Annotated in this window: 10 protein-coding genes and 1 tRNA gene; all 11 read left to right on the top strand. The window is 43.1% G+C overall.

Features of this window, described 5'->3' with window-relative positions; genetic code table 11:
• Window positions 1–44 precede the first annotated feature (44 nt).
• The 11 genes from DCO56_RS24125 to DCO56_RS24075 all read left to right on the top strand — a co-directional run bounded on the left by DCO56_RS24125 (window position 45) and on the right by DCO56_RS24075 (window position 13,623).
• Window positions 45–1,676: an ABC-F family ATP-binding cassette domain-containing protein gene (locus tag DCO56_RS24125; protein ID WP_108636384.1), complete on the top strand. Its 1,632-nt coding sequence runs from the start codon at window positions 45–47 to the stop codon at window positions 1,674–1,676.
• 122 nt (window positions 1,677–1,798) lie between these two features.
• Window positions 1,799–1,870: transfer RNA gene (locus DCO56_RS24120), tRNA-Thr, on the top strand.
• A 218-nt stretch (window positions 1,871–2,088) separates the two neighbouring features.
• Window positions 2,089–3,600 (top strand): gluconokinase, encoded by a 1,512-nt coding sequence (locus DCO56_RS24115; protein ID WP_108636254.1) that lies wholly within the window; start codon window positions 2,089–2,091, stop codon window positions 3,598–3,600.
• A 16-nt stretch (window positions 3,601–3,616) separates the two neighbouring features.
• Entirely contained in the window at window positions 3,617–4,939 is a 1,323-nt protein-coding gene (locus DCO56_RS24110; protein ID WP_108636253.1) for a gluconate:H+ symporter, read from the top strand.
• Between the two features lie 272 nt (window positions 4,940–5,211).
• Window positions 5,212–6,687 (top strand): TPM domain-containing protein, encoded by a 1,476-nt coding sequence (locus tag DCO56_RS29395; protein ID WP_108636383.1) that lies wholly within the window; start codon window positions 5,212–5,214, stop codon window positions 6,685–6,687.
• Between the two features lie 163 nt (window positions 6,688–6,850).
• Window positions 6,851–7,456, top strand: coding sequence for a CDP-alcohol phosphatidyltransferase family protein (locus tag DCO56_RS24100; protein ID WP_108636252.1), 606 nt, complete (start codon window positions 6,851–6,853; stop codon window positions 7,454–7,456).
• The gene (locus tag DCO56_RS24095; RefSeq protein WP_108636251.1) at window positions 7,449–8,294 is read left to right on the top strand and encodes a phosphatidate cytidylyltransferase; all 846 of its coding nucleotides are present in this window, start codon (window positions 7,449–7,451) and stop codon (window positions 8,292–8,294) included. Before DCO56_RS24100 ends, DCO56_RS24095 begins: the two co-directional genes overlap by 8 nt.
• A gap of 180 nt (window positions 8,295–8,474) precedes the next feature.
• Window positions 8,475–9,506: a patatin-like phospholipase family protein gene (locus tag DCO56_RS24090; protein ID WP_108636250.1), complete on the top strand. Its 1,032-nt coding sequence runs from the start codon at window positions 8,475–8,477 to the stop codon at window positions 9,504–9,506.
• A gap of 152 nt (window positions 9,507–9,658) precedes the next feature.
• A complete protein-coding gene (locus DCO56_RS24085) occupies window positions 9,659–10,414 on the top strand; it encodes an SDR family NAD(P)-dependent oxidoreductase (RefSeq protein ID WP_108636249.1) in 756 nt (251 codons plus the stop codon).
• Window positions 10,396–11,820, top strand: a complete 1,425-nt coding sequence (locus DCO56_RS24080) for a phosphatase PAP2 family protein (RefSeq protein WP_108636248.1) — start codon at window positions 10,396–10,398, stop codon at window positions 11,818–11,820. The genes DCO56_RS24085 and DCO56_RS24080 overlap by 19 nt, the downstream gene beginning before the upstream one ends.
• A 96-nt stretch (window positions 11,821–11,916) precedes the next feature.
• Entirely contained in the window at window positions 11,917–13,623 is a 1,707-nt protein-coding gene (locus DCO56_RS24075; RefSeq protein WP_108636247.1) for a bifunctional alpha/beta hydrolase/class I SAM-dependent methyltransferase, read from the top strand.
• Window positions 13,624–13,919: the final 296 nt, after the last annotated feature.

Below are 13,919 nucleotides of genomic sequence, written 5' to 3'. Positions count from 1 at the left end.
AGATTGATTCGCTTATCTTTGTGGCAAATTTAAGTGTACATAAAGTGATTGACGTAAATAATATTTCAGTTTCCTTTGGGGGAACGACTCTTTTTTCGGATGTATCTTTCTCGATCAATGAGAATGATAAGATTGCATTGATGGGTAAGAACGGTGCGGGTAAATCTACCTTGCTGAAAATTATCGCTGGGGTGGGCAAGCCTACGACGGGTAATGTGGCGGGACCAAAGGATGCCATCATTGCTTATCTACCGCAGCATTTGCTAACAGAGGACAACGTGACGGTTTTTGAGGAAACATCTAAGGCTTTTGAGGAGGTCTATGGGATGCGCGATGAATTGGAACGTCTGAACGAGCAGTTGAATATCCGTACGGATTACGAGTCGGATGATTACATGCAATTGATCGAACGCGTGTCGGAACTGAGTGAGAAATTTTATTCGATCGAAGAGGTCAATTACGACGCGGAAGTTGAGAAGGTGCTGAAAGGGCTTGGTTTTGAACGATCGGATTTTACCAGACAGACCTCAGAGTTTTCCGGGGGATGGCGTATGCGTATTGAGCTGGCCAAGATACTATTGAAAAAACCAGATCTGATTTTGTTGGATGAGCCGACCAATCACATGGATATCGAGAGTATCCAATGGCTGGAGGATTTCTTGGTCAATTCGGCCAAGGCAGTTATTGTTATTTCACACGATAGGGCCTTTGTCGATAATATCACCAATCGTACCATTGAGGTGACGATGGGCCGTATTTATGACTATCGAGCTAAATATAGTCACTATTTGGAACTGCGTCAGGAAAGACGTCAGCATCAATTGAAAGCTTATGAGGAACAGCAGCGTTTTATTGCTGACAATCAGGAATTCATCGACCGTTTCAGAGGTACTTACTCGAAAACGTTGCAGGTGCAGTCGCGTGTCAAGATGTTGGAGAAATTGGAAATCATAGAAATTGACGAAGTAGATACTTCGGCCTTGCGCCTAAAATTTCCACCTTCACCTCGGTCTGGTCAATATCCGGTCATTGTCGAAGATCTTACAAAAGCTTATGATGATCATGTGGTATTTCAAAAAGTCAACATGGTCATTGAACGTGGAGAAAAGGTTGCTTTTGTCGGTAAAAACGGAGAGGGTAAATCCACCATGATTAAAGCGATTATGGGTGAAATAGATTTTGAAGGTACGCTAAAGGTAGGTCATAATGCCAAGATCGGTTACTTCGCTCAAAATCAGGCGGCCTTGCTGGATGGTGAACTGACTGTTTTTGATACCATCGATCAAATCGCAGTAGGCGATGTGCGTGTAAAAATGAAAGATCTTTTGGGCGCTTTTATGTTCAGTGGTGATGACACGACGAAAAAGGTTAAGGTATTATCTGGAGGTGAGCGTACGCGTCTAGCGATGATAAAACTTCTTTTGGAACCAGTGAATGTATTGATCCTCGATGAGCCTACCAACCATTTGGACATGAAGACCAAGGATATTATCAAAGATGCACTGAAGGATTTTGATGGCACATTGATCCTTGTTTCACACGACCGTGACTTTTTGGACGGCTTGGCGGAAAAAGTCTTCGAGTTTGGAAACAAACGTGTCCGTGAGCATTTTGAGGATATCAAAGGATTCCTGGAATATAAGAAAATGAGCAGTTTAAAGGATATTGAGCGATAGCATCTAAATCAACGGAGTGTAAACGTATTCTGTTAGTCTATCTCATATAATCATACGCTACAAGTTTTTGTTCAAATCCGATATTTGCGGTACAGAAATCAGAAACTTTATCTGTAAAGGAAGCTTCCTTAGCTCAGCTGGTGGAGCAACGGACTTGTAATCCATGGGTCATTGGTTCATCTCGATAGGAGGCTCAATTATAAAAAGCGGCTTTATATAAAAAAGCCGCTTTTTTGCGTCTTGAACGAAGATTAAATCGAATCTTCAAGCTTTTTTTTCTTAATCCCAAAGTGTATGAAAGATACCTTCCTGATCAATAGGACGATGTGCATTAGGGGAAATAATTTTCTCCAGACCGGGTAAAACAACAGATAATCCGTATATTGAGTTCTCCTAAACATCAATTTTATTTATGATCATTGGATTAGACATTGGTACATCATCTGCGAAAGCTGTTGCATTTGACTGCGAAGGTAACATCTTGTCGCAGCATAGTATATCTTATCCCATATTAAACCCGTCGGAAGGCTGGTATGAGCAAGATCCGGAGATTGTTTATGCTGCATGTATTGAGTCTATTGCACATGTAATGATTGGCTTAAAGCAATCTAGTGCCGAGATACCGAAACCCGTATGCATTTCGGTGAGCAGTGCTATGCATGGACTGATCGCTGTTGACTCGGTTGGCAAACCACTTAGCAATTGCATGATATGGGCAGATCGCAGAAGTGAGGATATTGCGGTTGCTTTGGAGGCAAGTGAGGCGGGCAGGCAGCTTTATCAGCAGACCGGTACACCCATACATCCCATGTCTTTGCTTTGCAAATTAATGTGGATAAAGTCTAACGATCAAAAATTATTTGCTCAGTCGCACAAGTTTATCGGTATCAAAGAATTTCTTTTTTACCGGCTCTTTGGCGTCTATGTGGTCGATCATTCCATTGCATCTGCAACAGGGCTTTTCGACATACATCGCCTAACATGGTCTGATCAGGCGTTAAGATTGGCGGGCGTAACGGAGGAACAACTGGCATCGCCAGTTCCGGTCGATTATATTTTAAATATGCCTAGCCGAGAAATTGCGGCTTTGATGCACATTCCTGAAGATACCCCTTTTGTTATAGGTGGTAGCGATGGTTGTTTGGCTAATCTCGGGGTAGGGGCTATAAGTCCTGGGGTGGCTTCGGTAACTATCGGTACCAGTGGAGCTATTCGCGTAGCAAGTTCGCAGGCAAATCAAGAAAAAAAACAAAGGCTATTTACCTACCTACTGAGGCCAAATGAATATATAATTGGTGGCGCTGTTAACAATGGCGGTGTATTGCGCAACTGGTTTCGAGATAACTTTTTGCATGAATTTGCCCAAATGGAAACGGATGGAGATTCTTCTGCCTCGTTAAATGCTTTGGTCGAGTCCGTCGTTCCCGGGGCAGAGGGTTTGATATTCTTGCCCTATTTAACTGGTGAACGGGCACCACATTGGAATTCCAATGCAAAAGGCGTTTATTTTGGAATACAGCTGCATCATGGCAGAGCGCACTTTGCGCGGGCCATGATGGAAGGGATGTTGTTTGCAATTTACAGTGTAGGAATCGCATTAGAGGAGAACACCGGTCCCATTCATACGATCTTTGCAAGCGGCGGCTTAGCACGTTCATCGATGTTGGTGCAAATGCTTGCAGACATTTTCAATAAACCTGTATTCACCAAAAATACGGTAGAAAGCTCTGCATGGGGAGCAGCATTGATAGGCTTGGAAGCATTGGGTATACATAGGGAGGAGCCTACCGTAAAAAACAAGCAAGCGGGGGGAGCACAAGATACCGAGCACTATTACAAACCGAGTGCGGAGAATCACGCCGTATATATTAAAAACTTCCAGAAATTTGAACACCTGTACCATATATTGGAAGGTGAGTTTTAACTAGATGTAAATTACTATGCCTCTAATCATCGTTATTTTGGGAGTAGCTTTACTACTTCTTTTAGTCACTGTCGTCAGGTTAAACACGATCTTCTCGTTACTGATAACCTCTGTTGCGGTCGGTTTTGCCATGAATATGAATGCCGTCGATATCCTTAAATCTGTTGAAACCGGAGTGAGCAGTACTATGGGCCAATTGGCACTTTTGTTGGCTTTCGGGTCTTTACTGGGTAAATTGATGGCGGAAGGGGGGGCTGCAGAAAAGATTACAACGAAACTAACGGCTGTATTTGGCCGAAAAAACTTACCTTGGGCAATGGTTCTCACGGGCTTTTTAGTAGGAATTCCCTTATTTTACAATGTCGGTTTTATCGTCTTAGTACCGTTCGTTTTTATGGTATGTGCTTCCAATAAAATGCCCTTGCTTTACGTAGCTATTCCACTGCTGGCAGCGCTGTCCGTGACGCACGGTTATTTGCCACCACATCCGGGCGCTACAGCCATAGCGGTTACTTACAATGCGGATATAGGCTTGACAATGGCCTATGGCATTGTTGTAGCAATTCCTGCCATAATTATCGGTGGACCACTTTTTGGCAGAATGCTTAAGCGTATTCCGACCAACCCACCGGCCGAGTTTTTTCCTGAACACGATCAGGCAGATAGGAAAGAGCTTCCCGGATTTGCAATTAGTATATTTACGGGGCTGTTTCCAATAATTTTAATTGCTTTTGGTTCATTTGCACATCTAATATTCCCAGAAGGCTCCTCTTGGCTGACGGCACTACGTTTTTTGGGTGACCCAGTGGTGGCTTTAATGATTGCATCGCTAGTGGCGATGTACACGATGGGTATCCGCCAAGGTAAAAGTTTGCGGGAGCAGTCAGAAAGTGTGGAAGAAGCAATTCGCGGGATAATGATGATCCTTTTTATCATTGCAGCATCAGGCGCCTTCAAGCAAATTTTGGTAGATAGTGGTGTAGCCAACTACATCGCTGAGCTAACTGCAGACCTGAGCTTGTCGCCTCTTGTGCTTGCATGGTTAATAGCCGGCATCATTCGCCTAGTTATCGGTTCGGCAAGTGTTGCTGGACTCACGGCAGCGGGCATTATGCTCCCTATTGTGCAAGCAGGAAATGTTACTCCTGAATTAATGGTGCTAGCGACGGGAGCAGGCAGTCTCATGTTCTCACACGTCAATGATCCGGGGTTTTGGATGTTTAAATCTTATTTTGGAGTGAGCGTGAAGGATACGTTTCGCTCATGGACGGTGATGGAAACGCTCGTTTCTGTTATTGGATTGATCGGTGTCTTGATTTTACATTGGCTTGGCCATTGACAGCGAGTGGGAAAGTTTCATATCATTTTTAAAGTTGCCGCAAGACACGCTCCATGAACCGTTGCTGTAAAATAAATCTAGTTCATTAGCTCAACAAAACTATTATATGAAGTAATCGTAAGAATATACATAAATAGCTCAAACGAATATTGAATTATACAGGCCCATAATCAACCAATTATGGGCTTTTCTTTGATGGAAACGTTTGTTTGATTTTTTTTTCTTAATATCGTGACAATGAACCGAATTTTATTGTTCTAGTTGTCTAAAATATGCATAGATCACATCCACTCTATATCTTTATTTTACTTTGGCTAAGCTGCTGTTTGAATGCTGTTCCGGTGTTGGCCCAGTATACCGTTGATAATATTCCGAGTCCGAAGCAGAGGGGGCAGGACTATTTTGTGTCCAATCCTGATGGGATTTTGTCATCGGGTACTGTAGCTGAACTGGATGGTTTATCCACACAGATCGAAGCAGCTACTAAAAGTGAGTTTGCCATTGTATTGGTCAATGACTATGTCGGTGACAGCGATTTTGAATTTGCACTCAAATTATTTAATACCTGGGGTATCGGTAAGAAGGAAAGTAACAATGGTTTATTATTGTTTATTGCCAAAGACCGGCGGGAATATCGTTTTATTACGGGTTATGGGATGGAAAGTACCTTGCCAGATGCCTATTTAAAGCGGATCGGTGAGAAGTATCTCGTGCCAAATTTTCGAAATGGAAATTATGATCAGGGCGTTCTTGATGCTTCACAGTTTATCAAAACGATCCTGATGTCGCCTGATAGCAAGGCTGAATTGGAGCGCCTGATGCCTGAGGCAACTCCGATCTGGAGCTTCAGCAGTCCTATCCTGCGAAATTCACTTTTGGTACTGGCTTTATTTGCCATTTGTTATATCTGGCTGGGAGAGGTGACCCGCGCGATAAAAGGGCAACTGACCAAGAAAAGTAAGTATTTCCCACCACTGGTCAGCGGCTGTGGTTGTATGGGGATGTTGATGTTTGCCAGTGTGTTTATATGTGCTTTTGCGTTGAACAACTTTGAAGTCGTTTATCAATGGAAAAACCTTCCTTACTTTATTTTTATATTTGGCAGTATCACATTGGCGATGAAATATAATGCGAGTCGTACGCAGATTGTCAATTCTTATCGCGATGAGGAGAATATCCAGCAAGCTCTGCGTAAATTTCGCATTTGGGGACTTGTTCCTTTACTATTAAGTCCTTTGGCGCTGTTTGATCTCTTTGGAATAAATAAACGGATCCGAAGGAATGAACTTAGACTGACTCCTCCGGATGATTCGGGAAGTTGGTTACGGATGAATAAGGATGATGTATCTACCCGAGAAAGCGCTTACTTGGATAAGGGACAGCTCATGGAGGAGAAAATTGGCAGTCGATCTTATGAGATCTGGGTAAATCAGACAAGCAATGAAATCAAGCTGGTTCCCTGGGATGAAAACGCAGGCTATATGGATTGTCCGCAATGCTATTACCATACGTTTGAAACGGGGCTTTCACATACGATCCGATCTGCAACTTACAGTTCGCAGGGGTTGGAGGAACGTTTTGATAAATGTAAAAACTGTGGTCACCGTGTGTCCCATGGCGAGCATACCATACCCGTTAAAGTACGGTCTTCATCGAGCAGTTCTGGGGGTGGCGGGTCAAGCAGTAGTGGCGGAGGCAGCTTTGGCGGTGGATCTTCAGGTGGTGGTGGTGCTGGCGGAAGATGGTAATATGTGATTTAGGAGCAAAAAAAAAGGTTTTCAAACGGGGAGAATGAAAACCTTAAATAACCAATTATAAACCTAAATTATGATGACACAAATATAGTGTATTTATTACACTATGCAAAATTTTTTTTAAAAAAATCAAAAAAATAAGTTACATAGTGCATATATGATTTCTGTTTATAAATTAAAACCAAAGTTTCAGCAGTTATTGATGCCGATTCTGACCTTCTTGCATCGGAAAAAGGTAACGGCCAATCAGATTACGATTGGCTCAATCGCTTTGTCTTTGGTTATTGCGGTACTGTTCTGGTATGCCGATCGGATGCCAATGTTGTTTTTGGCATTGCCAATTGGTTTATTATTTCGCATGGGCTTCAATGCACTGGATGGTATGATGGCCCGTCTTTTTGATCAGACGAGTAAGAAAGGTGAAGTCCTGAACGAGGTGGGCGATATTGTCTCCGATGTCCTGATCTTCTTTCCCTTGCTGAAATTTCATCCCGAGCGTTTATACCTGGTGGTTGGTTTTATTGTCTTAAGTGTGATCAATGAATTCTGCGGGCTGATTGGAAAGGTTGTCGCCAATGACCGTCGTTATGATGGACCCATGGGCAAAAGTGACCGTGCGCTGCTGCTGGGGGTATACGGGATTTTGAGTTTATTGCATGTTTCGATAACTGCATTGTCGGGTTATATTTTTGCTGTGCTATGCTTGTTATTGGCCTTGAGTTCAATAACACGATTGAGAAAGGCATTGGTGATACATGAGTGAAGTCTCCAATCCGAAGGGCAAGTTTGCTGACGTACCTGTCCGAGTCAGAAGCTGGGGCTATATTGTACTCGTACTGACGATTGCTTTCGTTCCACAAACAACATCTTTGCTGTTTGTTTCTTGGATTACCTTCCAGGGCATGCGCGAATTTATGAAGATGTTTGTGCCAAATTTTGGTCCTGCATTGCCCTTTGCTATTTTCGCTGCTCTATTGCAATTGCTACTTTTAATCTACTGCTCGTATGGAGCTTACTTGGTATGGGCTGCACTGTTGTGCATAGGGATTGGGCTTTTTTTTCGGTTGGAACAGAAAACAACGGTGAGCGCCGCGATCGGAATGACTTTTGGAGCGGCTGCCTGCTTACTTGCATTCAGCCAGCTGGCCTTTATCCGGACGGTCGAAAACCATCAGGATGAACTAATGGGGTTACGGCTCGTGGCCTATATCATTGTTTTAACAGAACTGAACGATGTATTCCAATACCTCATGGGTAAATTCTTTGGTAAACGAAAGATCGTGCCGCGTATCAGTCCAAACAAAACTGTTGCCGGATGTATCGGTGGTATCGGGCTAACTGTAATTTTGAGTAATATCTTGGGCTATCTGTTGTTGCCATTAGGGGATTTTATCTGCTTTTCGTTGCTTGGCTTGCTCTTTGGTACGTTAGGATTTTGTGGTGATGTGCTTTTCTCCTTTTTGAAACGCAAGACCGGAGTCAAGGATACGGGGACATTAATCCCCGGACATGGCGGATTACTGGATCGGATAGATAGCCTGGTGTTTAATGCACCTGTGTTCTATGGTTTGATTTGTTTGATAGAAATGACGAATTTGTAATGGTTTTATCAAGTGGGTGATTATCATCGAAATCGTAAAATTTATAATTATTATGCTGCGATCAGTAGTCCGATAGCTTGTTTACGAATGGAGAAAAATGAGGTCAATCTATCAAAGGTTAAAAACTGTAATTAGGCCCCGGCCTTGTAAAAGCATAAACTCATATTTAATAGCTCAGAAATGAATTATCAACGGGCAGTTTTATTTTCAGGAGGTGGTACTCGTTTTGGCTTATACTTGGGAATGTATGCCGCGTTGGAGGAACTGGGATTAAAACCGGATCTACTGATTGCTACCTGTGGTGGATCGTTGGCCGCTGCGATTATTCAGGCTTTTGCAAGGGATGTAGAACGGAAATCTTATCTCCAATCCGAAGAGTTTTATCGCTTTTTCTGTGGACATCAACTTACGCAGCAGCGTCATCTGGGCAAACTGGGTTGGTATGTGTTAAGAAAACAATGGGATAAGAGAACTGCTCCTTATCTGGAAGATGTTTTTGATCGTTATCTGGTCAAGATGGAACATGATCTTTCGCCCTTATTACCAACTTTGAACCGTCCATTTTCGGAGGAAATACCGGCGATTATTATTGGTTCGAAAATGCTTTTTGACCGCTCAGCAGTTGGAGAGAGACGGGGCGAACGTAAGCTCTACCAGAAAGTCCTGATGGGGAATACCACTGCTCTATCAAACGTAAGTCTGGATAATATCCAAATTCAAGGTGAAAATTATGGACAAAGTGCTGTTGCCCCTGCGGTAGCAATAAATTCAACGGTAACCTTGTTGGAAGCTGTTCGTATTTCCATGTCCGATATGTTTTATATTGAGCCAATACAGCGGAATGGAGAATATTATGCCGGTGGAGCCATTGATCTGGTACCTGTAGAACTGGCGCAGTCTTTGGCAGCAGAAGTAATCTGTGAGTGCAAGCAGAGGTATAAATTTCAGGAGGAGGGATTGGTCAGAGCGGTATTGGGCTTCAGCGGAAACCAACGCCTGCGGGATATTGATCAGCAATTTCAGGGTCTCCGATGGATCGATACAAGGGATGCTGCGGAAAAGTTAGCAGGAAACTATTGCAGAAAAGACATAGATTGGCGTAGATTTGAAATAACATTGTCCCTTCCGGCAAGTCTGGATGAATTTGCGACCGCTATGGAAGCACAGTGGAATTATGGATATCGCAAGGCGATGGAACTGCGGATGGCGTAGTACACGATGTATCGGAATCATGGTTGTTGGAAGTATTTATCGTGTAATACGGGATCTATTGGAGAGTTTAGGTGGCATACATCGAAAGTTTATTTGTTTGACAGGATAGCCCGATCAAGCGGGTAATATAATCGCTATTTTTTTTGTATAAAATGAAGGTATTTATCGCAGGCGGAACAAGCGGAATAGGTTTGGCACTAGCACAATGCTACCTCCAACAAGGGGCTGAAGTTGCTGTATGTGGTCGAGACCTTTCAAAGTTGACCAATCAAGCGACATACGATGCGCTCATCAAGTTTGAAGTGGATGTATGTAATCGGGACGTATTGGCTGATTCCGTTGATTCTTTCTGTGATCATGGGACATTGGATCTTTTTATCAATTGTACCGGAAGTTATGCCGATGATGTGACACTGCGCATCAGTTATGAAGAGGCAAGTGCGATGCTCCGCGTCAATATGCTGGGTACCCTGAACTGTTTTGAAGTCGCCCGCGAAGCCATGCGTGGACAATCAAAGGGGCAGATCGCAACAATAGCATCCGTCTCGGGGACGCTGGATTTTCCAAACTCAAGTTTGTACAGCAAAACAAAGCGGGCTGCAATTCAAGTGGCTGATGCCTACAGAAGGGCATTGCTTCCGTATGGGATTGCGGTGACAGTCATCGCACCGGGGTATGTGGATACAACCAAACTGCGCGAACTTAATCAGCAGGATCTCTCCAAAAAGCCCTTTTTGATCAGCGTGGACGATGCCGCGCAACGCATCTTAAAGGCGATACAGCAAAAGAAAGAAATCTTGATTTTTCCGATGCGCATGAAATGGCTGATGGGATTTTTAGGTCTGCTTCCCCATGTATTATTAAGTAAAATCATGTTTAGGAAAGCCAAATGGATGAAAAACGATTAAAGAAGGTAAGTGGGCAGCTCCTTGTTGCCATTTATTGCCTGTTGCTTTTTCAACTTACCTATCCTTATGCAGCAGCCTACGCCTCCAGTTTAGTTGCGGTGCCTTCCTTTGTATTCGATTTTGAACAGTATATTTCGTTCGTTCCATGGATGATCCTACCTTATATGAGTAGTGGACTGTTTTTTTGCTTCGTGCCGTTTTACTGTCGACAAAAAGGGGAGCTCCTGTGCTATGCACAGCGATTTACGTTTGTTACCCTGATTGCGGCATTGTGCTTTCTCCTTTTTCCGTTGCGGTTTTCTTTTGACAGACCGTCGGTTGAATATCCTTTGTTTACTATTTTCTTTTCCTTCTTAAAGGAATATGATTCGCCTTTTAATCAGGCACCCTCCCTGCATGTCGCTTATGCCTGTATTTTTTGGTCGGTGCTGCGTTGGAAGTTCAACGGTTGGAAGAAAATAATCTTGGGCATCTGGCTTCTGTTGATGGGCTTAGGAACATTGGCCGTATATCAGCACCATGTGATCGATCTATTGACAGCTTGCATACTCGTTCAGTTCAGTTTTATACTCTTTCCGAATGCCATTGAACAATCGGTACAAGGGGTGGCTATAGGTCAAAGCAGGGGGCGGAACGAAGAGAAAGCTGAGAAATCGGGCATTGATACCCAAAATCTTGATAGTTATCGTCCGGTAGTCAGAAACCAACAACTAGCGAATAGTTATTACCTTATTGGGTGGATATTCATGCTACTGGCGCTGCTTTGCGAGGGATATTTATTGCCGCTGATTGTTTTTGCTTGGGTGGCCTTCGTCTGCTTTGCGGTTGGTTACAATTACCTGCGCGGTAATACGAGGTTTTTAAAGGATCATCTAGGTCGAATACCGCTGATAAAGAAAGTATTTTACGCTCCTTACCAATTTGCGTACCAGTTGATGTGGCGTTTTTTTAGAAAGAAAAATAATCCGCCGCTGATGGAGTTATTGCCCCGCTGTTATGTGGGGCCAAGGTTGAACGCTTCGGAACTTATAGGCTTGGGATTGGATCGCAATCTAGTTGTTTTTGACCTTGCAGCTGAGCTGGAGGAGGTAAAACTCTTAGGTGCCATGGAAAAGTATTATTCTTTCCCTTTGCTGGATATTGCGGAGATCGATCTGCATCATGCCCATGTGATCATAGACGCTATGGTATCCGCTTACCGCAAAATGAACGAACATGAAAATATGGTCATTCATTGTACAATGGGTTACAGTAGGAGCATGATTTTTGCTGTTCTGATGACGCAGGAATTATTATCTTTAGATTTAAATAAAGCTATTGGTCGGGTGAAGTCGATCAATAGGTATATGGTGTTACAGGATCATGCGATCCAGCTGATGAAAATTATCGTCGCGGGCAGATCGTGATCAAAAAGGGTGGCTTGGTCTTTGTTTTTAAAAGGCATATCGAAAGAGAAACTAAAATTACATACGCCATTGTATTAATGGAATAAATTATAAAAGATGAAATCAGGTTATTTTAAGAGTTTCGATCAAGGGGAACTGCTATATCGTGTTTGGAATTATCAACAGGGACAAAAGGCTTTAGTTGTATTGCACCGTGGACATGAACATTCAGAACGCTTGCAGGAGATGGCTACCGATCCGCAGTTTGCCGATTATTCCATCTTTGCATTCGACCTGCGCGGACATGGCCATACCAAAGTGCCCGTATCACCGGTTTTCATGGATAATGTGCGTGATCTGGACTGTTTTGTGTCCTATATTCATACCGAATATGCGGTTGATACGAAGGATGTCTTTGTCATCGCCAATAGTATTGCTGGGGTCATTGTAAGTGCTTGGGTACATGATTTTGCCCCTCCGATTGCAGGTATGGCTTTATTGGCGCCCGCATTTGAAATCAAACTATATGTGCCCTTGGCCAATCAGATGATTGCACTGGGAACTAAACTGAAAAAGGATCTTGTTATCCAAAGCTATGTTAAAGCGAAGGTATTGACGCATGATATCGAACAACAACAGGCTTATGATGCTGATCCCCTAATCTCAAAATCCATTAACGGCGCTTTATTGGTCGATCTATTGAAAGCTGGTGTGCGTATCGTAGACGATGCAGCCGCAATCGATATTCCCGTGATTGTGCTATCTGCTGAAAAGGACTATGTGGTTAAAAACTCGGTGCAAAAGCAATTTTTCGTTTCCATCGCTTCCAAGCTAAAGACATTTATTACCCTGCGTAATTTTTATCATGGTATCCTGTTTGAATCCAACAGACAGAAAGTCTATACCTATTTAAAAGATTTTATTACGAAAGCCTATGCAAGGCAAATGCCCGAACAGGGACTGGAGGCTGACGAGTTTTCGGTAAAAGAATATGAGAAATTGTACCATAAGGTGATGCCAGCGGCTGAGAAGCTAAACTATGCATTTCAAAAATGGACTTTAGGCAAGATCGGATCATTGAGTCATGGTATGAACTTAGGCCTTCAGTTTGGTTTTGATTCAGGAATCTCATTGGATTACGTATACCGTAATGAGCCGAAGGGCAGGTTGGGGTTAGGCAAAGTTATTGACAAAGGATACTTAGAAGCGATCGGCTGGAAAGGAATCCGTATACGCAAACAGCATCTCTTACGGCTGCTGGAAGAGAATATTGCACAAATCAAGTCTACAGGCCGACCTGTGAAAATTCTGGATATCGCTGGCGGTACCGGAAATTATTTGTTTGATATCAAAGAAAAATATCCGGAGGTAGAGATCGTGATCAACGAGTTTCTGTTGCCAAATATTGCAGTGGGAGAGAAAATCATCAAGAAGAAAGGCCTCCAAGGAATACGTTTCAGCAATTACGACTGTTTTGATCCGGCTACATACAGCAAACTGGATTTTGCACCTAATATTGTAGTAATCTCTGGTATTTTCGAATTGTTCGGCGACAATGGAATGGCCAGCAGGGCGGTACATGGAGCAACAGCTATTTGTGAGGAAAATAGCCATCTGGTTTATACCGGACAGCCATGGCATCCACAGTTGAAAATGATCGCTTATGTGCTGAACAGCCATCAGAAGAAAGATTGGGTCATGCGCCGACGTTCGCAGAAAGAGCTGGATCGGATTATGGCTTACAATGGGGTGCGCAAGGAGCGGATGCTTATTGACGATTATGGAATATTTACCGTTTCTTCGGGAGCTGTGAAGGCCGGATAATCGTATTCCCCAACGATCTGTATACAGAATCGTAGCCAAGTAGGCTGTTAAATTATTTTCATATGCTTGTTAATAGGATTGTACGTATGGAATGAATAGAGTAGGGGGTCAACTTGCGCCAAATAGATAGTGTTTAAGTTATGGATTTGGCGCAAGTTGACCCCTTGTCTACGCAAAATACCCCATTTTCTGCTTCCATTGCTCAGAAATGCAGATCCAATCCGTTTGACAAAAAGACTTTATTCCACTCACAGGGACGTAACGGCATGACAAAAGGACTTTTTTACTTAACAAAT

The organism is Sphingobacterium athyrii (assembly GCF_003071065.1).
Taxonomy (GTDB): domain Bacteria; phylum Bacteroidota; class Bacteroidia; order Sphingobacteriales; family Sphingobacteriaceae; genus Sphingobacterium; species Sphingobacterium athyrii.
This window is presented reverse-complemented; position numbering and strand designations above follow the sequence as displayed.